18 protein-coding genes are annotated in these 25,498 nt (G+C 60.9%); 10 read left to right on the top strand and 8 right to left on the bottom strand.

Translation table 11 applies throughout. The features are described from left to right. Position 1: 1 nt before the first annotated feature. The 7 genes from DES53_RS14500 to DES53_RS14530 form a co-directional block, all read right to left on the bottom strand. Positions 2-1,930 carry a BatA domain-containing protein gene (locus DES53_RS14500; RefSeq protein ID WP_170157122.1) on the bottom strand — a complete coding sequence of 643 codons (1,929 nt, stop codon included), beginning with the start codon at positions 1,928-1,930 and terminating at the stop codon, positions 2-4. A 67-nt stretch (positions 1,931-1,997) separates the two neighbouring features. Continuing rightward, complete coding sequence (locus DES53_RS14505; RefSeq protein ID WP_147263412.1) at positions 1,998-4,025, bottom strand: SWIM zinc finger family protein; 2,028 nt, start codon at positions 4,023-4,025, stop codon at positions 1,998-2,000. Between the two features lie 5 nt (positions 4,026-4,030). Further along, entirely contained in the window at positions 4,031-5,167 is a 1,137-nt protein-coding gene (locus DES53_RS14510) for a VWA domain-containing protein (RefSeq protein WP_113958980.1), read from the bottom strand. Then, positions 5,164-7,638, bottom strand: coding sequence for a DUF5682 family protein (locus DES53_RS14515; RefSeq protein ID WP_113958981.1), 2,475 nt, complete (start codon positions 7,636-7,638; stop codon positions 5,164-5,166). Before DES53_RS14515 ends, DES53_RS14510 begins: the two co-directional genes overlap by 4 nt. After that, a complete protein-coding gene (locus DES53_RS14520) occupies positions 7,635-8,765 on the bottom strand; it encodes an ATP-binding protein (protein WP_113958982.1) in 1,131 nt (376 codons plus the stop codon). Before DES53_RS14520 ends, DES53_RS14515 begins: the two co-directional genes overlap by 4 nt. Before the next feature lie 17 nt (positions 8,766-8,782). Further along, positions 8,783-11,746, bottom strand: coding sequence for a DUF4132 domain-containing protein (locus DES53_RS14525; protein ID WP_113958983.1), 2,964 nt, complete (start codon positions 11,744-11,746; stop codon positions 8,783-8,785). A gap of 45 nt (positions 11,747-11,791) precedes the next feature. Further along, positions 11,792-15,520 carry a DUF4132 domain-containing protein gene (locus DES53_RS14530; RefSeq protein WP_170157123.1) on the bottom strand — a complete coding sequence of 1,243 codons (3,729 nt, stop codon included), beginning with the start codon at positions 15,518-15,520 and terminating at the stop codon, positions 11,792-11,794. A gap of 353 nt (positions 15,521-15,873) precedes the next feature. Here DES53_RS14530 and DES53_RS14535 point away from each other — a divergent pair, with 353 nt between their 5' ends. The 10 genes from DES53_RS14535 (at position 15,874) to DES53_RS14580 (ending at position 24,814) form a co-directional block, all read left to right on the top strand. Next, positions 15,874-16,194: a cupin domain-containing protein gene (locus DES53_RS14535; RefSeq protein WP_170157124.1), complete on the top strand. Its 321-nt coding sequence runs from the start codon at positions 15,874-15,876 to the stop codon at positions 16,192-16,194. Between the two features lie 304 nt (positions 16,195-16,498). Further along, positions 16,499-16,954: a tellurite resistance TerB family protein gene (locus tag DES53_RS14540; protein ID WP_113958986.1), complete on the top strand. Its 456-nt coding sequence runs from the start codon at positions 16,499-16,501 to the stop codon at positions 16,952-16,954. 163 nt (positions 16,955-17,117) lie between these two features. Continuing rightward, positions 17,118-18,359 (top strand): TerD family protein, encoded by a 1,242-nt coding sequence (locus tag DES53_RS14545; protein ID WP_113958987.1) that lies wholly within the window; start codon positions 17,118-17,120, stop codon positions 18,357-18,359. 66 nt (positions 18,360-18,425) lie between these two features. Beyond that, the gene (locus tag DES53_RS14550) at positions 18,426-19,001 is read left to right on the top strand and encodes a TerD family protein (RefSeq protein WP_113958988.1); all 576 of its coding nucleotides are present in this window, start codon (positions 18,426-18,428) and stop codon (positions 18,999-19,001) included. A 92-nt stretch (positions 19,002-19,093) separates the two neighbouring features. Beyond that, positions 19,094-19,675 carry a TerD family protein gene (locus DES53_RS14555; protein ID WP_113958989.1) on the top strand — a complete coding sequence of 194 codons (582 nt, stop codon included), beginning with the start codon at positions 19,094-19,096 and terminating at the stop codon, positions 19,673-19,675. A 50-nt stretch (positions 19,676-19,725) separates the two neighbouring features. Then, positions 19,726-20,808 carry an ATP-grasp domain-containing protein gene (locus tag DES53_RS14560; protein WP_113958990.1) on the top strand — a complete coding sequence of 361 codons (1,083 nt, stop codon included), beginning with the start codon at positions 19,726-19,728 and terminating at the stop codon, positions 20,806-20,808. After that, complete coding sequence (locus DES53_RS14565; RefSeq protein ID WP_113958991.1) at positions 20,805-21,965, top strand: phosphoribosyltransferase domain-containing protein; 1,161 nt, start codon at positions 20,805-20,807, stop codon at positions 21,963-21,965. Before DES53_RS14560 ends, DES53_RS14565 begins: the two co-directional genes overlap by 4 nt. Further along, positions 21,962-22,690: an HAD family hydrolase gene (locus DES53_RS14570; RefSeq protein WP_113958992.1), complete on the top strand. Its 729-nt coding sequence runs from the start codon at positions 21,962-21,964 to the stop codon at positions 22,688-22,690. The genes DES53_RS14565 and DES53_RS14570 overlap by 4 nt, the downstream gene beginning before the upstream one ends. A 10-nt stretch (positions 22,691-22,700) precedes the next feature. Then, positions 22,701-23,816, top strand: a complete 1,116-nt coding sequence (locus DES53_RS14575) for a cysteine protease StiP domain-containing protein (RefSeq protein WP_113958993.1) — start codon at positions 22,701-22,703, stop codon at positions 23,814-23,816. An 11-nt stretch (positions 23,817-23,827) separates the two neighbouring features. Continuing rightward, positions 23,828-24,814, top strand: coding sequence for an HpcH/HpaI aldolase/citrate lyase family protein (locus DES53_RS14580; RefSeq protein ID WP_113958994.1), 987 nt, complete (start codon positions 23,828-23,830; stop codon positions 24,812-24,814). Here DES53_RS14580 and DES53_RS14585 read toward each other — a convergent pair. After that, complete coding sequence (locus DES53_RS14585) at positions 24,755-25,456, bottom strand: TIGR00266 family protein (protein WP_113958995.1); 702 nt, start codon at positions 25,454-25,456, stop codon at positions 24,755-24,757. The two genes, DES53_RS14580 and DES53_RS14585, sit on opposite strands and share 60 nt — an antisense overlap. Between the last annotated feature and the right edge of the window lie 42 nt (positions 25,457-25,498).

The raw sequence follows: 25,498 nt of genomic DNA on the forward strand, positions 1-25,498 counted from the left end.
GTCAGGCGTTGCGGGTGGGGCGCCGGGTGGCGACGATGTTTTCGACCGTGAGCAGTACCAGGAGCAGGGCCACGGCCCACGGCCAGAGTTCGTGACGCCACGGCACCGAGGCCGTTGCCAGCGTTGGATCATCCTTCGGTGTGATGGTTTGTATCGTGGTGTCCGGAACGCCAAAGGCGCGGCGCAGCGCCTCTGGCGGGGTCGCGACCACGGACGATTCAGCCGGTGCTGCCGCCACAATTTCCGTTCCACCCGAGGCGGTGTCATACAGACCCGGAGCGCGCTTCTCATGGATGCCGGGATGCCTTGGCTTCAGCTCAGGTCCGGCACCCTCCGCACGCGAGGCATACGAGAAGAGACTCTTCACAAATGGCACAAACAGAGGATCGCGAGGCAAGTCGGTCCACTCACGTGTGAGCGAGTGCGCCAGCACCAGCACGCGGCCTTTCTGAACCGGTCCCGTCTTTTCCAGCAGCAACGCGTGACCTCCGTCCAACTTCGCAAGAGCCTTCCAACCGTCTCCTTCGGGAATGTCGAAGCAGTCACGCCACTCGATTTCGCGGAGGTCGCCGCCTTCCCTGCCGTCGAAGGCGGCGAGGACGGGGTGGGTCCGCTCCCACTGTGTGATGGCGCGAACGGGACCGGATTCATCGGCGCTGGCGGGCATCGTGGCTGCTGCTGCAGGCCGGACACCATTCGGCAAAAGACCTGCGGTCTCCAGCACGGCGGAAGCGCCACGCGTCCATCGCGCGTCCAGTATTACCACCAGTCCACCGCCCGACTCTACATATTGCGCCAGTTGGCGAGCATCCGCCGTGGAGAGGTTTGGCAGGCCGCACAGAGCCACTGCGCCCACGCCGGTCAGATCCGTTGCGCCCTGGCGACCGGAGAGTCCGTATGCGATGTCCGGTTGGAAGGGCGTCTTCCCGTGCGCCGCGCCGGAGGCGGTGAGCGCCTTCTCGCCAAAGTAGGCCTGCCCTTCGAAGGGTGTGGTTCCCGGATTGCCATCGATGAGCTTCACCTTGCGAGGTTCTACCCAGCGTACTGCGAAGGGACGTGCATCATCCGCGGGCCATGCATCCGTGCCAGCCACCGAAATGGTGCCGCGCACTTCATCGCGTGGAGGATTGATTTTGAAGATGACACGGTCGGCGCCCTCCAGCACTTGCTCGGTGGCGGTGATGCCCTCGGCTTTCAAGGTCACCGTGCGGTCTGCACCCGGTGGCAGTATGACTTCCGCTTCGATCTCCATCTGCTCCATGACATAGGGAGTGAGCAAAGTAACATTTCGCACCGCCGCATTCACGGAAGATGGTGGTGTGAGCGCATGCACCTCCAAAGTCACCCCCGGAGGCCAGACTCGTGGAGGATTCGGCGGCAGGTCTCCCTCGGCGAGATGGGCAATCAGGACAATCTTCCCCGCACGCTTGGTGCCCGAGCCTCCCAGTCGATCGAGCGCCCATCCCATGGCGCGCGTCAGATCCGTGGGCGCTCCCGCACGTGGCGTCCACTTGTCCGCTGGGTTGATGGTTTCCACTTCATCGGAAAACTGGGCCAGGGTGAGTTTGCTGCCTTCCGCCACCTGCTGGGTGCTTTGTTGCAGCAGCTTCATCCCCGCATCCTTCATGTCCTCGGTGACACTGCCCGAGGCATCCAGCAGTACCACGGTCTCCGCAGGAGACTCTACCGCCTTTTCACTGGAGTTCAGAAACGGTCGGCAGAAGGCCAATGCCAGCAACGCCACAGCGAGCAGTCGCAAGAGCAGCAGCGGGATTTCCTCAAATCGCGAGCGTTTCCGCCGCTCCTTCAGTACCTCATTGAGGAACCTCAGCGTGCCCACCGGCACTTCGGTATAGCGCCGTCGCCGGCTCAGATGGATCCACAGCGGCACCGCCAGGGCCGCCATCGCCCACAGGAAGCCTGGGTGCATGAACCACATCGGGCAGAATCATAGGAGAAAATCTCGCAGCCTGACAAGCTGGCAATTGTCTCCGCCATCACTTCGCCAGGGAACGTTCTGCAAGGAGGAGCATCCAACGGAGCTTCATCAGCGAGGAAGGTTCCTGATTGGTGGCGGCGAGGTCGATGAGGTGTGCAAGAGAACGGGCACCCAGTTTATCCAGGGAAAAGCCTGCCTCTTGGAGTCGTGATCGTGCTTCATGGTTGCGATTTTGCAGACCCGTCTCGGCCATCCATTCGAGGGAACTCGTGGCGGAGAGCACGATCTGAGTCAGGGCGGAGGTGGGGACAGGGTTTGGAGTTTCTTCCGGTTCCAGTTCCTGCTGTTCCTGTCCCACCTCGTCGGTATTCGAGGGCGCCTGCTGGGGCGTAGACGCGGGACGTTGCGATGTAGTGGCCGGTGCAGCGAAAAAGAATCCTGTGACTTTCGTGGAAGAGATCAGCGCAAGGGGAAAGAGTCGCAGCCTCCCGTGGATGCGCTGGCATCGTCCGACCAGTGTGCCCCCTTCCAGATCTTGGGGGGTGAGCTTCTCCAATCGCTCGATCGCGGGCTGGTTCAGCTCATCGAAAGTCAGATGCAGTTCGAGCAGTCCCCCTGCTGTATCACGCAGCAGCCATGAGAGGCTTTGGGTGATGGGATCGAAGGGTTGTCTCAGCCACTGAGCTGGTTTCACCACTTGAAAAGCTGCGCGTGGATCGCGCTCACGGAGCCCGGGAGGCGTGGCCTTGTCCAGGAGAGCATCCAGCATGGCCCAATCCTCAATCACAGGTGCACCAAGGTCTGCCGGTGTGGTGACACCGGTCACCAGGGCACGCGTTTGTGTGGAGGAGGAAAGGCGGCTCCAACGGTTTTTTCGCGCCTTGGTAATCCGAAACCGGCTGCGGGAGATTTGGGCTGGTGATTCCGCACCCTCCCACGGGCCCGCTTGTGTGTATCTCGCCACCGCGTTGAATCCCGACATCCCTTGGAATGCACGCGGACGTGCCTCCGACCATGTGGCCCAGGAGGCATTCCCCTGGTCCCACAGGAGAAGCGTGAGACCTTCGTATCCAGATAGCGTGCGCCATGGCCATGCTGCGACGCCGACCAGATTCAGCGCGCCGACTTCCACGTAGGACTCCCTGGCCACTCCCGTGAGATGCGCCTGCGGTTTCGTCATCAGAGCTTGAACCAAGGCGTACGCGGTGGCCATGTTCTCAAAGATCTCGCTCAGGTCGGCATGGGGGCGGCGCAGCTGCCAGTCACATGCCTGTGAGGCCAAGCGTTGCAGCAGAAGGTTCAGCCGATGTAGTTCTGCCGTTTGAGCCGAAACAGAGAGCGCATCCAGGCGCTCTATCATGGCCGGGGGAAGTCTCGCGAGTCCTGCGCCCAGAATCTCCTCCAGCGTCGCTGCGACGGTGCGCAGCAGGCTGTCGCGGTGCCCCGGTGCTTTCGTAGTCGCATCGCTTTTGATCGCGGGTGGTGCCCATCTGATGCCAGCACGTGCACGCACCGTCAGCACTGCGGCAGCTGCGAAATGACGATGCCGCTTCTCCGCAGGGCCACGTACAATAATGCCGCTGAGTCCCGCGCCAGGCACACCCCGCACCTCGGCGTTCAGCCCGGGGAAAGTCACCACAAGAGCGTCATCCAAGTGGAAGGTCACCTCCTGAGTGTGGGCCAGCTCATGGGCGATGCGCAGGTCCGGCATACCGTAGTACGCGATCACGTCCTCATCGCTCAGGGCCGTCCACTCCGCGTGAGCGCGTTCTCCTCCGGAAGGTTGCTGCGCATCCGCCGTTTCTGGTGGCTGTTGCATCAGGTGGAGGCAGGCGGCGAGGATGTGCTGGCATACACCCGTTGCGGGGCAGGTGCAGGTGGCCTTTGCCGGGCCGGCCTCGACGAGAGACACACACTGGCCGCTGACGGTCAGCAACAGAACGTTGCCCGACCATTCCGCATGGGTCACCTCGCCACGCTCAAGGTCCTTCTGTGCGCGGCGCATCAGCCCCTTGTTCGAGAGCGCTTCGAGCGTCTCGATACTGAGTGAGGCATGCAACCCGCGGATACTGGCTTCGGTGCTCATGCCATCTACCTCAGTGCGACAATGCGTGAGAGCCATCCAGCAAGCTGCTTCGGAGTCAGGGCTGCCACCTCCATGCCCACATCCACGAGGCGCTGTGCCATTTGCGCATCGTATTGCGGCACTGCCTCGGCATCCAGTGCTGCGAGTCCCAGCGGGATGACACCAGACTCCTTCATCCGCTTCACCGCAGCCAGCATGTGGACCACGGACCCACCCTCGATGAAATCGCTCACCAGCACGAGGACGGTGCGGCGAGGCTGCTCAATCAGTGTTTCACAATAGTGCAGCGCCTTCGCGATATCCGTACCGCCTCCGAGTTGCACACTCATGAGCACCTCCACAGGATCATCTGCATGCTCCGAGAGATCCACCACCTCCGTATCAAATACGACCAGCTTCACACGCAGCGAAGGCAGCCCGGCGAAGATGCCTGCCATGACCGCGCTGTGGATCACGCTGTCTGCCATGGAGCCGCTCTGGTCGACGCACATGATGATATTCCAGGGCAGATGCTGCGTGTTCCTGGCAAAGAATTTCTGTTCATGCAGCACCAGGGCTTTCCTGGCGGGGTCGTAGTGCTTCAGGTTCCGGCGCAGGGTGGCGCGCCAGTCAAAATTTTGCGCCACTTTCAGCGGACTGTGGCGGAAGCGGTTGAGGCGCCCACTGAGTGCCTGGCGCACTTCGCTCTCCCATTTCTTGCGGATCTCCTCCACCACATGGCGGATGATCCGGCGCGCTTGATCCAGCACCTGTCCCTGCAGGTGCCCCCGGAAGCTGAGCAAAGTCTTCAGCAGATCGATGTTCGGCTCCAGCTTGGCGAGTGTCTCCGGGTCCGTGACCAGTTCCTTCAGCTCGTAGCGATCGAGCGCATGCTTCTCGATGATCTCCACCGTCTCGCGGGGAAAGAGTTCCCGCACTTCAGAGAGCCAGCTGGGCACGGTAAACTCCGGAGGTCCGCTGCCGCCTTCACGTGAAGTGCCCGGATCCTCGCGCAGACCACGGCCCCGATATTCACGGGCGTAGAGATAGTCCAGCGCCGCCTCCATGCGCTGCTGCTGTTGTGTGGACAAGCCGGATGGAAGCTGACGCTGGGAAAACCTTCCCAGCACCAGTCGCCAGCGATCAAGGGCAGTATTGCTCATGCGGGAATCGGTTGGGATTGGGGGGTGAGCCATGCTTCCAGGCCATCATCACGCAGGGACTGCTCCACGGCGGCGGTGGTATGCAGCGCCTGCATCATGTCCGCCTCCGTAAATTGATGCACGCGGGCAAGCTGCAGGGACTCCACACCATGCCGGGTGGCCACGAGAGCTGCGACGCGATCAGTTTCGCGAGGCGTCAGATCGGACCACGCCAATCGCAAGTGGGGCAGCCGGTGAAGGAACTCCTCTTCCGTCCAGGTTTGGAACAGCGCCTCGACCGCTTCCGCCAGCCGTGGTTCACGCCAGGCCAGTTCCCGTTCTGTCTTCAGAAGTCCCGCGAGGAAGTTCACCTGCCTGGCACCATCATCCACGGCGGGTGACAGCGCGCCCTGCGTGAGCGTGATCAGCGCCTCTGTGTCCATCCTGCCTGTGGCATGCAGCAGGCCGGCAATCGCTCCGCGCAGCAGTGGTGGCGTAGAAACTTGGGCGAGCACACGGGCCGCTGCTTGCCAGAAGAGATCCGCATCCAATAGGAGTTCCCTGGTCTGTGCCGCGAGGCGGCTGTTGAGCAGAAGGCAGGCATCTACCACGGGTGGAGCGCCATCCTCCGGCACCTGCGCTGCGTGCTCCAGGAGCTGGCAGGCGCGCGCATACGCGGTGCTCATGAGTTCGGGCAGCATCGTCAGACGCTGTGCCTCCAGTGGTTCTCGGCTCTGCCAGAGCAGCATGAGCTGGCTGAGCGCGCTGGACACCGAGACGAAGGAGGCATCTTGAGCCACCCAGTCCGAGAGATGCTGCGCACATTCTTCCGCGGCGGCTTTCAATCCCATCTGGCAGGCGCGGATGATGAGCGAGACACCTGCGGCGGCGCTCTCTGCTGCTTCGTCATCCAGCTTCATCATCTCCGCGCGCAGCCTGGCTGAGGCAGCTTCTTCTACCGAGCTGCCGTAGGCGGAGCACTCGATGAGTTTGCTCTCCGTCTGGGGTGTCCACTGGCAGTCCCAGTGCTCAATGACGCGTCGCACCTCCACACCGCGCAGGAAATCAGGGCCTGCCCGGCGCAAGCCATAGGGCACGGAGAGAAATTCCACGCAGTGAAGAAACCGGCTCACGCCACGGTGATTCTCGCGGCTGTAGATTTCGAGAGCCAGATTCTGCGTGGAACCAAATGCGACGGGCAGCTTCGCGGCAGTCGCCACACGGCGGAAGTCCTCCACCAGGGGCGGCACTCCCGCGTCGGGTGGGACACTCCCGGTCGCATCTCCCGTGAGCAGTTTGCTTGCGAGTGCCATGATGGCGGCGCCGTCAGCACCGAGCTCGCCTTTGACGAGGCAACCGCGAATCGCGTCCCAGAGATCTTCGCGGGACGGGCCGGGGTGGCCGCGCAATTGCGCCAGTCGAGAGGCCTGCTCCATGGCGGCGATTTCATCCGCCACGGATATGGATGCAGACATGTCACGACTGCGTGCTGCCTGGCCAAGCTGCACGAGCAATTGCAAAGTGGTGTGATGCAGCGGCTCTCCTTCCGCACGCTCCAGCGCCTCCCACATGACCTGGTAGTAGCCGGGCTGTGGCATGCCCGCGGAATAGCCAGAGAGGGAGTCGAGTTGGGGGAAGGTGTAACGGGTGAGGCATGAATGGCTTTGGGCAGGCACATGCCGCTTTGCCTCGCGGGGGGAGGCTGCTACCAGGGCGGGCAGGACGACACTGTGGAAACCACCCGTCACCACCAGTACCGGTCGTGGATCTCCGGCCTCCTCATTCCGGGCCAGGGTCTCGCGAATAGCTGCTGCCATGACTGCTTCGCGTGCGGCGGTGCCATCGGCTTCCAACACTTCTTGCGGAGTGTCTTTCCGTGAGAGCCAGCAATACGCGGCCACTTCCTGCACCAGCCGCTCCACGCTCAACTGCCACCCACGCACCTCGATAAGGTGATCCCACAGCTCATCGTGATCACGGCATCCGCAGCGGGATGCCAGATAGCGCAGGGCTTCACTGCGCTGGAAATGATGCTCTGCCTGGAGAGATTCGATGTGCAAGGCGCCGGGATGCTCGGCTGCCTCCCGCTCCACACCGCGCTGGCTTGCATAGTCGAGATCAATAAAGCGCAACTCCGCACCTACGGCGTGCCCCTCGCGGAGCGCCACCCACTCCGGTGAATAGGCGGCCATGGGAAAGTAGGAGGCGCAACGTTCGTCGGCCGCCTTCGCTGCCTTTCCTCCCATGCGGTAGTGCGTGTAGATGGCCACGGGCGGCTTACAACGCGCATCCACCAGATGTGTGATCAAAGGTGTGAAATCGTCCGGTCCTTCCACCAACACTGCGCGTGGCCGGTGCTCGCGAATCCATCGCCGCAATTGCCACGCACACGCGGGACTGTGGTGCCGCACAGGAAAGTAGAGCACCTCGGGTGTGATCATGGCGCGCTGCACCTCCTGCAGCGTCGCTCTGCTGGAGGTGCTGCTGCTCATCGAGTCAGCCATCGGCGCGCGCTGTGAAATTGTGACCAGGCTCGCCCTTTGGCGGCACGCGCCTTCACGACCACGTCCAGATAGTGGCGCAGTTTTTTGGCATCATCTGGATTATCCTTCAGCGCGGTGCCCAGGAGCTGCCTCGCAAGGTGTTCCGGTTCTACGGATCCTTTGCCAAAGTAGTGCGCATCAAGCGCTGCCGCGTGTGCCACGGCGACCGCTTCCGCCGTGGACATTACAGTGCTCGGCTTCTCGATCACCGTGCCTTCATCGGTGCGGCCCTGGCGCAAGTCCTGGAAGGTGGTCACCAGCACCTCCATCACATCTTCCGGATACTTCACCTGGATGCCGGAGCCGCTGAGCAGTGTCTCTGCCTGAAGTCGCACCAGTTCCATTTCCAGCTTCTTGTCGTCCAGCGCGGGCACGGTCTCGAAGTTGAACCGGCGCTTCAGCGCGCTGGACATTTCGTGCACGCCGCGGTCGCGGAGGTTGGCCGTGGCGATGACATTGAATCCGCGCTGCGCTTGCAGCACGGCGTCCTCTCCCAGTTCAGGGATGTGCATGGCCTTGTCCGAAAGGACGCTCACCATCGTGTCCTGGATTTCCGGCTGGCAGCGCGTGATTTCCTCAAAGCGCACCAGGCCTCCACGCTTCATCGCTGTGTGCAGGGGGGATGGAACCAGGGCCCGCTGGGAAGGTCCTTCCGCGAGCAGCAGTGCATAGTTCCACGAGTACTTGATGTGGTCATCCGTGGTGCCGGCGGTCCCCTGGATCACCAGAGTAGAATCCCCGCTGATGGCCGCGGAGAGCAGTTCGGACAGCATGGACTTCGCCGTACCCGGCTCACCCACCAGCATGAGTCCACGCTGGCCCAGCACTGTCACGATGCACCGCTCGATGAGTGCGGTGTCACCGTAGTACTTTTTCGTGATGACCGTTTTTGTCTTCTTTCCCTCCCACTCATGACTGAGGGCAGCGCCGTCGGAGCCGATGATGAACTGTCTCACCGTCTGTGGAGAGAGATTCCAGTTCACTGGTTTTGCACCCGGGTCATTGGCTGCGAGCGCGGCGAGTTCCCTGGCAAAGCGGTGTTCTGCAGGAGGCTGGATGTGGTCCTTGTCTGCCATGATGTGGTGTGGTGATGCTAGGCCTCTGCGGTGGGTGCGTCAGCAGTCTTTCCTGCGATCTTGGTGAGGTCCCCCATCACTTCTGAAAATGGTACGGGAGGTACATCTCCGAAAGCAAGCAGCCGGGGGTCATCCTCCTTGTGGGGTTCATCATAGATGTAACTTCCGACCGTCACGGTGCCGGCCTTCACGAAGCTGAGGGTCCCGAGCGTGATGCTTTCATCCATGCTGATGCCGATGTACATGCCATCCAACAGGAGGAACGCCTCAATGCCGGCGCCGGAGAAGGTCTTCCGGTAGGAGGAGACACCGCCTCCATCGACTACTGAACCCCGCGTCCAGCCGAGCTTTTCCGAGCGGCTGCGGAATGTCATGGCATTGAGTGATGTGCCCTCAACCTGCTTGCCGAACTTGAGGCCGCGCTCCTCTTCGTTGACCGTCACAACAGGGCGATCAAGTTGTGAGAAAGGAGGCTCGACGTTGTAGTCCGCCAGGTGTTGGATCCACGCCTGTCGCTGCGCATCGTCGAGCTCAAGTGGATGCACCAGAGAGACGGTCCCGCGAGGTGGCAAGGAGACCATGTTGTCCTCCACATCGGTGAGGGAGCCATCGTCCAGAAGGCGGAATGTCTTCGCGAGTACTCCGTCTTCATCGCGCCACGACCACACCAACCGGTGCGCGAAGGGCAGCAGCAGCGGATGGGATGCGTAGAGTCCCCACCAGCGTTCCGTGGGCCAGCGGAATTGACGCACCAGCAAGGTCTCGATGCGCAGAAGCTGTGCCTTCACCGCTTCCCTCAGAGTAGCTGCCAGTTCTTTGAACTCCGCTTGCGTTGCAGCATCCGTGCCGGAAGGCAGCTTGGAGAGGGTCTTGCGTGAGGCAGTATCGCGGAAGGACAGTTTGAGGTCGTCCGTGATGCTCACTTCCACTTTGCCCTTGCCCGCGGTGACGAGACGCGGTGAACCGGCCTCAAAGCCCAGCCATGGCACCACGAGGTCCCCTAATTCTTCCACACTCACACCGCGCGCTTCCGCTGCTGCGGCGAATGCTTCTGCGGCCGCCTGGCCGATATTCTTGTTCTTGCTGCGATAGCGGACGCTGAGACTGTCCACCACCATGAGCGCGGGCTCCGTGGCCAGAAGTGCGAGCGCCTGGGCGGCATACTCGGCCAGCTTGCCTCTTTGCTTGTCGGCCCATTCATGGATGGCCTTGGTCAGGGGCGGAACGATGCGGTCATCCCCAATCAAGGCTGCGAAGGCCAGCACCCACCTGTCTGCCGCATCTTGCTTGCTGCCAAGAAAGGCCTTCACCACGCTCACGGCCGTCTCGCCGCAGGCCTTGCGATCGAGTGAGGCGTACAGCGGCTTGGCCTCCAGGTCGGCGCGCATCTCCTTGCAGCGCGACTGGCGTGTCAGGAGATACAAGACCTCATCTTTCGACAGGCTGTTTCCATCGGTTCGCGTCAGTGAGGGGGCCGCTGGATCGATCCAGGCCACGGGTGGGCCCTTGATCTTGGAGAGTGTCTTGGCCACACGTTCGGCGAGTTCCTCAGGCGTCAATGCGGAGCCGCCACCGCTGTTCTCCAGAGCGAGGAGAATGGCATCGCGCACGTCGTCATTCTCCTCGAGGTCCATGTGCTGTTTCAGTTTGGCCATGGCTTCTTCGTCTCCGATCTGGCTGAGGAGGGAGACCGCGGCCTGGCGTATGTCTGCTTTCTTGTGGGCCAGGAGTTTCAGCGCTCGTGCGCCTGCGGCTGCGTATCCCAGCGTGGCCAGGGCGCGTGCTGCGGCGCCGCGCACGGGACGTGACTTGTGTAGCATCAGGGGCCAGATGTCTTCTTGGGTGCGATGCATGTCCCATTCCCGGCATTCTGAAATTCCCGAGACCACGGAGCTGTTGTCTGCATTGGCAAGGAGCCGCTGCAGTGCAGCATGATAGCGATCGACGCTGTCACCAGTGCCATGCAGCTTCCAGTACTTGAGTCCCATCAGTACGACATTGCCCGCTCCACAGCGCGTGCAGGCCTCGGCGAGAGGCAGCACCATTTCCGGAGACACTTCGGAGGCTGCTTTGAGAATGAGTTCGCGCTGGAAGGGAGCGTTCCAGGGATTCTTCTCGTTGTATCCTGCCATCCACTCCTCTGAAACCGGAAGCGCATCCGGATCGCGATGTTTCACCAGGTACTCGCAAATGGAGCGCCCCATGTAGTCTTCACTTCCCGCAAAGTTCTCCCGCTTGGACTCGCCGCGCATCAGGGTCTTCAGCTCACCGCATGCCCATGTGAGGTACTTCTCCGGCATCTTCTCGCCGAGTTGCATCAGGATGCTGGTGTTGTCTTTGGCGCTGCCCTGACTCTTGTAGTAGTCAAACGCCCTTGTGTGAAAGCGCGGTGCATTGGCATGCACGATCCGGGATAGCAGGGAGTCGCCTCGCTTGAGCACGGTGGGATCGTCCAGCATGCGTTCGAGGCGATCTGGAGCGGAGCGGGCGAGCAAGGGACCGACATCATTGAACCTCTGCTGCCGCAGATTCGCAGCCAGTTCTTTGTCATCACCCTCCAGCATCAGGCTGCCCGCGGGTGTGGGAGCGCCATCCTCCCCGACCAGACGCGAGTGAAGTACCCACTCCCGCAATTGAGCATCATTGATTCCCATGGAGCGGTACTTCTGCACCGCGGCGTCAAACTGTTCGGGCCTGGCACTGGTGTACCTGCAGTAGCGCTCAAGCCAGGTCGTCAGCAGATTCTCGACATTCCGGGTAACCGCAAACTTCAGCACACGATCGGCTTCTTCAGTCCACGCGTCCGGGTCGGGTAGCTCGTAGGCCAGTTGCCAGGACCCACTGCGATAGGGCATCTTGGGAATGGCTGCGAGCTGTGCATCATCTCCGGTCTCAATGTATCGTTTGATGGAGGGATGATGCCAGTCCTTGGAGTAGGTTTCTTTGGCAAAGGCATCGAGAAGCTTGAGAATCTTGGACATGGGGGTGAAGAAGAATGGTGCGTGGAAAGGGCGTGGAATTGAGAGTTAAGACTGGCTCTTCTTGGCCCAGTCCGCGTCATAGCCCGGGCCTTCGGCGGCCATCTGGCGGAAGTCATTCCAGCATTCTGCGAGCAGCACGGTGGGGACCTCGCTAAGGCGCAGACCAACACTTCCGTAACTATGGTCGGGGGAGGAATCTTCGCGGTGGAAGGAGAGCTTCAGCATGGCAGCAGTCCGGTTTTCTTCCGGGAGACTGTTGCCTGTGAACTCGACCACAGCCCGGATGCCTGTGGTCGTGAAGCGCTTCACATAGTCATTGAACCAGCCACCGTCGCCCGTGGCTCCGCGGGTGTAGCCCAGCTTGGTGGCGCGGGTGCGCAGCTTGAAGGTTTCCACCAGCCAGCCTTCGAAGTCCTTCAACTCGCGGCGCTCATTGCCATCGGAGGTGCTCTCAGGAGTGCTCCTGCCAAACTGCTCGAACAGGGGAGTCACCTCGTAGTCGTCGAAGTGCTGGATCCAGGCCTTTGCGTTCTCCAGGGATGTAGTCGTGTGATGCCCGATGGAAATGCGATGATCGGGCTGCAGCGTAAGCGCATTGTCCTCCACATCAGAGAGTGTGCCATCGGCCAGAGGGCGGAACCACACGGTCTCCTCGCCACGCTTTGCCATCCAGACGATGCGCTGGCAATAGTGACGCACCACGGGGTGGCGATTCAGATACGGCTCCCAATCCTCGTAGTCCCAGGCGCGCTCAACACACATGGCTTCATAGAGATTCATCCGCTGCTGCTCGAGCACCTGTTTCAGCTCCTTGCGGGAGGTTGCGAGTTGTTTCTTCGCCGCGGCCGCGAGTTCTTCATGGTCATCCTTGCGAGGTTCCGGAAGGCTTTTGATGGTTTTTCCGTCGGGATCCGCGAGGGTCAGATTGAGGTCCGCATCCAATCTCGCTTGGAACTGGCGCGCTCCGTAGTCGAGTTCCAGCAATCCCTGCTCATCCAGCCCGGCTGTGGGAATGGTACGGTCCGCCAGTTCTGCAAGGGACCAGCCTTTCCGCTCGGCAATCTCGCGCGCCAGTTTCGTGGCCTCCTCTTGAAGACTCTTCGTGCGGAAGCGCGTGCCGATGGCCAGCAGTGTTTGTGTGGCGTTGGGATGATCCACCCACGCGAGCATTTGCAGCAGAGCCTTGGCCTGGTGCACGCGTGTGCCATACCATTTTTTCAGATAACGGGCGACGGGTTCAGCCGCGCTGGTTCCTGCACACGCAGCCGCGAGCGCCAGGATGCCTTTGGAATCCGTCGCGGATCCCCTGGGCGCCTCGAGCTGATTCGGCAGCAGGCTTGCGTAGATTTGCTCCAGTGATTTCCCCTGATATGCCGAATAGTACTGTGGATATTGAATTGCTGATTGATGAAACGTCTGCGCGAGATTCATCGCGCTTTTCTCAGCCTCCTGCCGCGTGATTGGCATCACATCTTCCGCCATCCATGCGTCCAGCACATACTCTCCAAGTGCGGCGCGATCCTCCGGGCGGAAGCTCTGTGCATAGCGTCGCAGCAGGGCGCCAGGCTCAGGCTGCTTGAGTTTGCAGGACTGCGCCAGCCAGCCCTTGAGGATCTCCGGCGCGACCACTTCACCATTGTCAGCCCAATGCACTACGGGAAGCTGGGCGAAGGGGAACCATTGCAGGGCGGCAGGGATGCCCTTGCCCAATAGCTTGACGGCCTCCGCCTGCAGTCCCTTGCGATCCAGGAATTCATCCGGTGACACACCCAGCCGCTCAAGTGCGCCGATCATGGCAGCCTTGGGAACATCATGCTTCTCCCTGGCCACGGCTGTGCGCAGTGCAGGAATGGCCACCTCCGCCTTGATGCGGCCGAGCCACTCTGCTGCTGCGGTACGCTGGTCCTGCAGACCCGAGCTCAGGGCTGCGATGATACGCGCATCACGATTGGGCGCGCGCAGCAGGGCTTCCTGCACCAGCGGACGCTCTGTCTTGCCGGCGCTGAGCGCTGTCTCCCACATCCGATCAAGAAAGGAGGGAGGTGGTGTGGGGAAGCCTGCCAGCGCGCGCCAGGCATTCGAGCGCCTGGTGGCAGCCCAGTAGTCTGGCTGCGTGCTCGGATTGGAGGCATGTTTCCAGCCCAGCGCTTCCTCCAGCATGGTCAGCCGTTCCGCGAAGTAACTCCAGACGAACTCCGGCGGCTCCGCATTGAACATATTCTTGAAATAAGGGTCGGCCTGCAACCAGCCTTGTCCAATCCAGTCGGAATCAAATCCCAGGCGGTGGCACACTTCCGCCAGCTCGCGGTAGTCGATGGGACCATGCTTCAGGATACGGGCAGTGAGGCAGGCCGAGACCAGTCCCAGATGTCCACTGGGCATGTGATGGAAGCTCCCGCCCTGCATGATGGTGCACCAGCGCAGGACATGCACCAGCCTGAGCTTCGGGTGCGCGGCAAATTCCTCCAGCAGTTCCCGGCCTCCCATCCCGCTGTGCGGCACCGCGTGCTGGATCCTGGAATTGGAATCCAGGTTCTGCAAAAGAGCGAACCACTCCTTCGCGGATGCTGGCTGGATATGCGGCGGCTTCTTTGGTGCCCACGACTGAGACTTCTGACGCTCCCAGAGGGATGCCCATGTGACATTGGTCTTCTCAATGATCGTATGGAGTTCTTCCAGTATGGAGGCATCGAGCGCCTGATCCGCCATCACATCGGGAAGCGACGGGAGCGCTGGGAGTTCGGTGGACGACGTCTCCGCAGCAAGGTCGGCTTCGGATGGTGGGCGGAGAATGGACTCGATGAGTTCTGCGACTTTTTTGGATTTCTCCGCAGGGAGTCTCTCTTGCAAAACGGCTTGGGCGCCCTCACCACCGATTCTCGCGAAAAGTCGGACTGCATGGAGGCGCTCCTCCGGCGAACCGGCCTCCACCACCTGCTGTAGTTGCGGCACGACAGACTTCGGGTCCCTGTCGATCCATGCCTGCGCTGCTTCGCGCACCACCTTGGAGGAATCCACGGCAAGCTTCACCGCGGTATCCGGTACATGCTTTGGTGAGAACAGTGCACCCTGAAGCACGCCGATTGCATGCGTCTTGGCCCGGTGATCCGCATGAGCCAGGCATGCTCGTACCTCATTCAGATGGCGGACCAGCGCATCGTGGAAGCCTTTGATCGAAGTGAACAGCGAACCTGAATGCGAAAGCCATCCATGAGTGCTGGGATCAATGAACAACGCGGCTCGGACGAGCTTGGAAGCAGGATTGCCATTAAGTTCCAGCATCCTCTCAAATTCGGGAGCACTGAGCTTGGGAGTCTTCGGTCTGCGGGGATAGCTGTACCCGTTGCATTGGGTGGCCTCCCAGATGTAGGAGTCCAGGAAATCCGCGCCGACCAGAAGTCCCGGGGCGATATCGACCCGGCGGCCCGTGAGTGAAGCCGCATGCAACACGAGTCCCAGGCGCCAGTGCAATTCGGGTTCACTGATGGTGGTGGAGGAGAAGAAAAGATCCCTTTCCGTCACCTCGCGACCTGAGTCACTCCGGCTCCTGAGCCCCAGGGCGCCGCTCGCGGCAGGCATGCTGGATATCTCCTTCAGTACGGAGTCATCGCCACCCAGGACGATGAAGTTCATGATTCTGTCCGCCACATCGGGCTTCAGGGAATCCAGTGCGTGAAAGCTGGACCACAAGTATTCCAACTCGCCAACAGGGTGCTGAGCCTTACGCCAGTTCTCGCCAGTCGTTCCTCGCATATTCTTGAGCCACTTGAGCATGGTTCTACAGTCTGGGTTCCCGCGGACTTTGGGCATGGTCCAAAGCTGCGCAAGTGCTACTGCATTTAGTGATTATGAGATTCCACTGAATGTGCAGTGCCTTCTGCCACGCATGACAGCGTGGAACAGGATTGTTACGTGCCGCCTTGATTTGTTCGATTGAATTGTGAGAGTTTAATCACTCGTGTGCGTATGATAACGCAGGGATTTCAATCGACGCTGAAGGATGCAGTGCGCAACGCATGAAGTTTCATCGACGGTCACCTGCTGGATTTATGAACCTCCAATTCTTCCCACTCTCAAAGCAAAAGAGAAATAGGCCCTACTGGGGCGTGATGCGCTTTCTTGGTCGGATGGCCCGTGATACAACGATGTATGCGGTGGACTTCAAAGATGATTCTCCGCACCTCTGGCACTACCACAAGCAGGATGAATTGATTGTGGTCGTGAAAGGTGAGATTGAACAGGCGGTGCTATTGCCCGATGGCAGGATCCAAAAGAAAAAGCTGAAGGCTGGTGCGTCGGTGCAATTGCCCAAGGGGACAAGGCACTCGGCCAGGCCGGAGCAACCTGGCACGCAGGTGGTGTTTACCATCAAGGGTGGCGACGGTATTTATCGCGCGTACGATGAGGAGGGTGAGTGGGTTGGGCCTGGAGACTTGCGTGAGGGGTGAGGGTGCGCTGTGGGAGCTTCCCTTGCTCAGGAATGAGGTGCAACTGCGGTACTTTTTTGCTCCAAGAGGACCCCGTTCCTTATGCCGGGATGCAACGGGGGATCAGCGCATCCAAGCGGCGCACCCTGAACCTGTTTCAAGCACTCCCAATTTAGAGCTTCCGAAGCTGCCGGCGTAGGTAGGGCAGGCGCTGGGCGAGTTCTCCCAGCCAAATCGTGCGGATAAGGAATTGGGGCCAAATATCTTCCGAAAATCAGCACTTGTTACTCGACAAACCAAAGTTATCCCGCCTTAATTCGGGGCCATGAGCTTTTGGGATAATCTCAAGGACAAGGTGGCGGGCATGAATGCCTCGCTGCAAACCAGCGTCAGCAAATTCAAGAACGCGGAGTTCGCGAACGGTTGCATGGCCATGTGCGCCCTGATTGCCTCGGCGGACGGCAGCATCAGCGGACAGGAGAAGGGCAAGATCGCCACGCTCATCTCCGTGAACGAGACGCTCAAGATCTTCCCCGCTGCGGAACTCAAGACGAAGTTCGACTTCTTCTGCGACAAGCTGACGGCGGACTACGACTTCGGCCGCATTGAGGCCATCCAAGCCATTGGCAAGCTGAAGTCCAAGCCGGACCAGGCGCGCGCGGTGATCCAGATTGGCATCATCATCGGCGGTGCGGATGGCAACTTCGACGATGACGAAAAGAAAGCGGTGAAGGCTGCCTGCGCCGCGGTGGGCATCGCCCCGTCCGACTTCGATCTGTAAGTCAGTTACTTTTCCGTCAGAAAAGTCAGCGCCTGCTGTGAAGGTCTTTTGCGGAGAGTCCCCATTCCGTAAATAAAACCTTGCACAGCCGGTGACGTGTACGTACTGAGCATCGACAAAAATCACCGTTCAAGCATCGGAACGCAGACAAGTACCTGCCTGCATGAAAACTCTCGCGCGCGGCCAGAAGGCCACCATTTCCAGCTTGGGCGGCAATCCTGCCGCCCTGGAGGTTGCCGTGTCCCTGGATCTCAGCCAGGCAGGTGACGTTGACGTCAGCTGTTTCGGTCTGGACGAGCAGGGGAAGCTCTCGGACGAGAGGTATTTCATCTTCTACAATCAGCCGAAGTCCCCCTGCGGTGCGCTACAGGCGAAGGGCGCGTCCGGAGACGCCCGCCAGACCTTCCAGGTGGATCTGGGAAAGCTCCCCTCCACGGTGAAGCGACTGGTGTTCACGGCGGCCATCGACGGCAGCGCCACCATGAATCAGATCACCCGGGGAGCGGTGCGCCTCAAGAGTGCGGGCTCGCCCATGGCCGAGTTTCCCCTGGAGGCCAGGGACTACGGTGCTGAAAAGGCCTTGATGCTGCTGGACCTTTACTGGAAGGATGAATGGCGTGTGGCCGCTACCGGCCAGGGCTTCGCCGGTGGTCTGGATGCTTTGCTGCGGCACTTCGGCGGAAAGGTGGCGGAGGACGAACAGAAGCCGAAGCCTCCGGTGGCCAGCCCGCCTCCAGCTCCCGCTCCGCCTCCTCGGCCTGCAACTCCTCCTCCTGTTGCCGCTGCCGCCGCCGCGTCAGCAGCGCCGACGTTGTCGCTGAAGAAGCTCACGCTGGAAAAGCCAGGCGAGCGCAAGTCCATCAACCTGACCAAGGGTGGGGGACAGAGCCCGATTCACATCAATCTCAACTGGGACCGCGCCACGAAGCGTTCCTTCTTCGGAGGCAAACAGGAGGCCGACCTCGATTTGGGCTGCTTCTTCCAATTGCGTGACGGCAGGAAGAGCTGCATCCAGGCGCTGGGCGGCAATTTCGGAAGCCGCAGTAGCGAGCCCTTCATCTATCTGGACAAGGATGACCGGAGTGGCGCAAGCACCGACGGTGAGAACCTCTACATCCTCCGCCCGGATATCATCGAGCGCGTGCTCGTATTCGCCTTCATTTATGAAGGCGTTGCAAACTTTAGCACGGTCAATGGCCGGCTGAACCTGCGCGAAACAGACGGAAGTGAAACATTGATCCGTCTTGACGCTCCCCAACAAGGGGCCACTTTCTGTGCGATTTGCCTGATCTCACGCACCTCGTCCGGTGTGGACGTGATGAAGGAAACCCGATACTTCAGAGGCCATCCGGACGCGGATCGCCACTACGGTTTCGGCTTCCAGTGGAGGCAGGGTTCAAAGTAGTTCCCAATCTGTTTTCAAGAGAAGCTCTCTTTTTCAGAACACCAAACATCAAAACATAAGCAAACCATGGCTATCTCACTATCCAAAGGCGGAAATGTTTCCCTTTCCAAGACTGCTCCCGGACTGACGAACATCCTCATCGGCCTTGGTTGGGATGCTCGCGCCACTGACGGTGCTGGCTTCGACCTTGATGCGAGCGCGTTCCTGCTCAAGCCCGATGGCAAGGTGCGCGGCGACGGCGACTTCATCTTCTTCAACCAGAAGACCTCGGCTGACGGCTCCGTGAACCACATGGGTGACAACACGACGGGCGCCGGTGAAGGCGATGACGAAGTGATCAAGGTGAACCTCGCCGGCGTCCCCGCGGACGTGGACAAGATCGCCGTGAGCGTGACCATCCATGATGCGGAAGCCCGCAAGCAGAACTTCGGCATGGTATCCCAGGCCTTCGTACGCGTGGTGAACGAAGCGGATGGCACGGAGATCGTGCGCTACGATCTGAGCGAAGACTTCAGCATTGAGACCGCTCTCGTCTTCGGCGAAGTCTATCGCAACTCCGGCGAGTGGAAGTTCCGCGCCGTGGGCCAGGGCTTCCAGGGTGGCCTTGCCGCCATGGCCAAGAACTACGGTGTGAACATCTAGTTCACCCCTCTTACAGCCTCTTATGGGCCGTGCATGCGCTGGTGCGTATGCACGGTTCCCGTTTCAGTCATTCACTTTAACCATTGTTCACTATGCCCATCAGCCTGCAAAAAGGACAGAAGATCTCGCTGGAGAAGGAAGCGGGAGGAACGCTCACCAAGATCGTCATGGGTCTGGGCTGGGACGCCAAGAAGAAGAAGTCGTTCTTCGGCCTCGGCTCCAAGGACCAGGAAATCGACCTGGATGCCAGTTGCGCACTGTTCGATGATCAGAACAGGCCGATGGACATCGTGTACTTTGGGCAGCTTACCAGCCGTGACGGCTCCATCAATCACACGGGCGACAACCGCACGGGCGCCGGTGATGGAGATGACGAGCAGATCATCGTGGACCTCTCCCGCGTCTCCGCCGGGGTGAAGTCGTTGATCTTTGTGGTGAGCAGCTTCACCGGCCAGAGCTTTGCAGAAATTGAGAATGCGTTCTGCCGCGTGATCAATGGATCGAACAACCAGGAACTGGCGAAGTACGACCTGAGCTGCAATGGCTCACACACCGCCATGGTCATGGCCAAGGTGTACCGCCACAACAACGAGTGGAAGATGCACGCCATCGGTGAGAATGCCGCTGGACGCACCTTCCAGGATCTGCTGCCAGCGATGGTGCGCGCACTCTAACGCCTGAGGTTCAGACCCCCAGCTTCCCCCCAGCAGGATTCTGTTTCTTCATGGCAAAACATCGCGTTTGGTTCAGCCGGGCCAGTTCCAGTCTTCATCCCGCACTTCTGACTCTCAAGCAGAGACCACTGGGTGGTGATCTGGAGATTTACTCCAGCCATTCCCAGTGGGATTCCCCAGCACTCTGTGCCAGTGATGTGGCCCTGCTGGAGCCGGCTGAGCTCAAGGGGAACGCGTATGTCCAGTGGTGCCTCGACTTCTGTCGTGAGCACCGCATTGATGTCTTTGTCCCCGGCGGAGCCCGGTCGCAAATCGCTGACCGACGGGAGGAGTTCGCGTCAGTAGGCACCCGTATCCTCGTGGCTGCGGATGGGCCGACCTTGAAGCATCTGGAGGACAAGTCCGGCTTCCTCGCCGGAGTGCCGCCGGAAATTGCTCCCATCGCCCGCTATGTGACGGTCAATACCGCGGCAGAGTTTGCGGATGCTGTCACCACGCTCCAGGCCACCTGCGAGAAGGTGTGCTTCAAGCCCAGCCAGTCCATCTTCGGGCTGGGATTCTATGTGCTCAAGGAAGGCCTGCAGCCGGTGAACCGCCTGCTCGATGGGTATGCCAATGTCATCTCGTTCGAGGAGGCACACCGCATCCTGGCCACCCAGGAGAAGTTTCGCGATGTGCTGGTCATGGAGTACCTGCCCGGCAACGAATACAGCGTGGACTGCGTAGGGCGCCGGGGAGAGCTGGTGTGCGCCATCGTGCGTGCCAAGCTGAGAGGCGACGACTCCGTAGGCAGTTCCCAGCTCGTCCAGGGGAATCCTGAAGTGGAGCAGATGGCCCGCGCCATTACCCACCGCTACGGACTGGATGGACTGTATAACATGCAGTTTCGTGAGGGTGCAGATGGAGGACGCCCCAAGCTTCTGGAGGTGAATGGGCGGATGTCCGGCGGCATGGCCCTGGCCTGTCTCACAGGCATCCATCTGCTGGAGCTGGCCATCCAGGTGACCCTGGCCGGTCCGGATGCACCTTTGCCGGAGGTCCGCAAGGTCGGATCTCCAGTTCGTGCCCAACAGGCATTCAGTGCTTTCCCCGCGGTTCATGTTGTGTCACAGGGTAGCTCGACCTCTAGATGAGCATTACCCGCCCGTTCCAGCCCCACCTTATCCAGACAGCCCCGGGCAGATATGAAGCCCGCCTGTCCGGAGGTGTGCTCACGATGGAGATGCATCGCGAGGAAGTGCCGCTGCCGGAGCTGTGCGATTTTGCGCTGCGGCGGAATGCACGGCGGCGATTCCTCTTTGTCAGCCGGGTGCTCGGAAGGCACATGCCCACCCGGCCTGGCCATTTGCGGGATGCCGCGGCACGATTGGCGCGGAAGATCGCTGCAGGGAATGGTCGCGGCCCTGTGTTGTTCTTTGGCATGTCCGAGACGGCCACCACACTCGCCCAGGCGGTGTATGCGGCGTGGCATGAGCTTGGCTGCGCAGGTCTGTACATCGAGAGCACGCGCCGCAGGACGGGGGGCTCAATCGCGTTCGAGTTTGTGGAGAGCCATTCACACGCTTCCGCGCATCTCGTCCACCTGCCGTCACCCGAGGATGATCCTGAAGGTGTTTTTCAGAAGGCCAGCCGCGTGGTGGTCGTGGATGACGAAGCCACCACAGGACGCACCGCAGCAGGACTGGCAGCGGCCTACGCCGCCTGGCGTGGCATCCCTGTCGAGGCCATGCGGGTGGAGCTTGCCGTCCTGGCGCGGTGGAATCCTCCCCAAGGCGCGGCACCTCTTGGCGAGGTGACCATTCACACCCTGCTGGATGGCGCATTTGAGTTTCGCGAGACGGGTGTCTTCCCCGAGGCGCCTGCCCAGGTGGCCCATGCCGATGTGCAGAGCAATGCACGGTGTGGCGCACGGCATGGCCTGTCCCGTCCCCAGGAGATGCCTTGGTCGGTGAAGGCCAATCCCGGTGAGCGCATTCTCGTGTTGGGCACGGGCGAGTTCGGTTATCAGCCCCAGCTCCTCGCCTCTGCTTTGGAAGGGCAGGGAGCCACGGCATGGGTGCAGGCCACGACACGCTCGCCGGTGCTGACTGGGGGAGCCATCGGCCACAGCCGTACCTTTCCCTCCCTCACGGGCGAGGGCCATCCCGAGTTCCTCTACAATGTCCCCGACGACCATCCGTACGATCGGGTTCTCCTCTGCTGTGAAGACACCCTGCTGCCATCGGACCATCCGCTGCGACAGGTGCCGCGAATCGAAATCCTGCCACTCCCAGACTCTCTGCCCTCATGAAGACACGTGACTGGATTGCCACGGATCTGGATGGCACGCTCTTTTCACGGGAATTCGCCGTAGAGGGGGCGATCCCTGCCACGTGGAAAAAGGACGCTGCCGGAGACGTGCCTTCATCCTGGGTGCACCCCGCGACCTACCGCCTCATGCGGGCGCTGGGAGAGTGCTTCGACCTTGTTCCCGTGACGGCGCGCGATCTGGATTCCTATTCTCGCGTGAAGATCGAGGGGCTCACGTTCCGTGGGGCCGTGCTCGCCAATGGTGCCATCATCATCGACCCGGATGGCAACATTGACGAGAGCTGGAATGATGTGATGGGGGGAGTGCTGGAAAGCGTGGCGCCTGAACTGCAGACCGTATGCCGGCAGGTTGCTGAGCAGTCGCGAGGTCTTGCGCGCGCACGACTGGTAGCCAGCGGTACAGAGCATGCGGCCTACCTGGTGGCGAAAGCAGACGAGGCGTGGTGGGGCACCCCAGAGGGTGTCCACCTCCTGCAGACTCTCGAAGTAAGCACCTGCCGCGCAGCCCTGCTCAAGAATGAACTCCAGGTGCTGCCACCCGGCGTATCGAAGAGCATCGGCCTCGCGGCCTATCAGCAGCGCTACGGCATGGGCAATCCGCCGCTGATGGGCCTCGGTGACATGCCCACCGACATGGAATTCATGCGTGAGTGCAGTTTCCTTGGCATTCCGTCCGGCAGCCGCCTGGAGCAAAGTTTTGTCTAGTACAGTATCCATGTCCGCAGCTCCCACAGCCGTCCTCAATCAGGCATTCCACGGAAGTTACCTTCCGGAGGAGACCACCTTCCTGCTGCGCGGGCTGCAGATGACCGCTACACCCTTGCAGGAGCGCGAGAGGCTTATCCAAAGCGGATCCCGCCACTATAGCGAACTCATCGGCCCGGAGGATGCCCCTACGCGGGAACGCCTGAGGCTTTTCCGCGAATGCCTGGAGAACAACGGGAGGCAGCTTGCCCAGGACACCATGGATCTCGCGAGCGCTCTCGCGGAGAGTGCGCACGAGGGGGAGGTGACCATCACCTCCATTGCTCGCGCGGGCACGCCGATTGGCGCCTTGCTCTGGCACTTGCTGAAAAAGTCACGTCCGGACCTTCGGGTCTACCACTACTCTATTTCGGTGATCCGGGATCGTGGTGCGGACTTCGCTGCATTGCGTTGGATCCAGGAGCGGCATGCGGCGGAAAGCATCCGCTTTGTGGATGGCTGGACTGGCAAGGGGACCATCGCCACGGAATTGCGCGAGTCACTGTCGACAAAACCCGACCTTGCGGTCATTGACCCCGGGCTGTGGACACCTCTGGATGTCTGCGGCGCGGCCAGGTACTCGCCGAACGCGCGCGACTACCTCATCCCTTCGACCCTGCTGGGTGGGACCATTTCCGGCCTCGTATCCCGTTCAGTGCTGCCCCGTGGCGAAGAGGACACCGGGGTGTGGCACGGCTCCGTGGAACTGTCCCACCTGCGGCGCTATGACCTCACGCGCTGGTTCCTCCGGACGATGCTTACCCTTTGCGAGAACTACAGCGCCGCCTTCCCAGCGCCGCCCAATGCCTCCGGTGGGAAAGTGCGCTACGAACTGGCCCACGCGTTTCTGGACACCCTTGAGGCTGAGCATGGTGTCGCCAGTCGCAATCAGATCAAACTCGGCATCGGAGAGACCGTGCGAGTGTTGCTGCGCCGGCTGCCGAAGATTGTCCTTTTGTCTCCAGACGCTCACGAGCAGGATGCCGAACTCATCCGCCGGCTGGCGGCTTTGCGCAATGTTCCCGTTCAGGCACAGATCATGCCATTTGCGGCTGTCGCACTCATCGCGAATGTTGCCCTCCCTTAGCACCTTTTAGAATGATGACTCCCTCCGCTTCCTTTCATCTGGCTCCTGTGCTCTACGTGCCGGCCTCCCGGCCGGACCTGCAGGCCATCCTGTCCGGGCGGAAAAAGCTCGGAGTCTGCTCGCTCGCCGTGTGCCTGGAAGATGCGGTGAGGATTGATGACCGCGCCCGCGCCGCGTCACGTCTGTGCGAGATCCTGCATCAGGCGAGCTCCTTGCCCCATACTATTTTCGTGAGGCCCGCCGACTCTGAGATGCTCGAGCGACTGCTGGATGCAGCGCAACTCGATCACATCGCCGCCTTCGTGCTGCCCAAGGCCACGACGCGCAACATTGCGCGATGGATGGAGCTGACCTGCGGGAGATTCCCGATTCTGCCTATCCTGGAAAGCAACGAAGCACTGGATCACGGTGGCCGCAGGGAACTTGCCGCCGTCTGCGCGGAGTACAGCCAGTTCATTCCGCGGGTGCGCATCGGGGCAAATGACCTCTTCGCACGGTTGGGTGGCCTGCGACGGCCTCAGGGCTGCACCGTGTATGAGACTCCGCTTGGCAGAGTCATTGATGAACTCCTTGAAGTATTTGTACCACGGGATATTCCGCTGAGCGGGCCCGTGTTTGACCGGTTGGATGACCTCAAGACGCTTGAGCGCGAGGTGGAGCTGGACATCCATCGCGGGCTCTTCTGCAAGACCGCGTTGAACCCGGCCCAGGTGGCGACCATCTGGTCAGGATACAAGCCCGGAGAGCTGGAGATTGAAGAGGCGAACCACATCCTGCACCCGGATTCTCCGGCTGTGTTCGGCATGAATGGCTCCATGCACGAGCCTGCGTGCCACGGGGAGTGGGCGCGGCGCCTTCTCACACGCCAGTCCATGCACCGCGCTGCGGAGCTGGCACTGGAGCGGCGTGCGCAAGCCAACGGCAACGGCAGCGGGCACTCAATTCCCGGTCTTGAGGAGGCTGGCTATCCAATCCACAAAGCCAGCACGGTTTCGTGAGGCGATGATGACCTGACCCTTGCCACGGAAGCGGTTCACCAGGCCTTCGCCGCTGGTCATGGAGTTCACCACATTGCTGAAGAACCCGCGTCCGGTGGTGGAGGCGGTGATCTCGTACTGAAGTCCCGATTCCCAGGCCACCACGTGGCTGTTGTCCACAATCGTGCCGGTCTGCTCGTTCACATCGATCGCGAACAGCGCACCGAATCCCGAGATGGCCAGCTTTCCTGAACCGGTGGTTTCCATGATGAACCAGCCGCCGGTGCCGCCGAAGAGCCCCTGGCCGATGCCCTGGGTCTTCGTGGTGATTTGAATCGAGGTCTCGGCTGCGAGGAAGGCCCCGTCATTGAGACGGTATTGCTTGGCGCCGCAATCGAGCACCATGACATCTCCCGGCATGTTCGGAGAGAACAGCGCATCTCCGTCTCCATTTGTGGCAACCACGCTCTGCTGGAAAAAGGATTCACCCGCGGTCAGGCGGCGTGCCAGGGAGCGCAGCAGGCCTCCGCGTGCCTCACCCTTGAGTTCGAGAGTTCCATCCATGGTTACCATGGCGCCGCGTTCTGCATACACGCTCTCGCCCCGTTTCATGGAGACATGGAGGAATGGATCAACGTTGCCGACGACTTCGAACTTGGGCATGATGGAATGGAGTAAGGGGTAGGTGTGTGAGAGAGAGTAAGC

The organism is Roseimicrobium gellanilyticum, assembly GCF_003315205.1.
GTDB classification, from domain to species: Bacteria; Verrucomicrobiota; Verrucomicrobiia; order Verrucomicrobiales; family Verrucomicrobiaceae; genus Roseimicrobium; species Roseimicrobium gellanilyticum.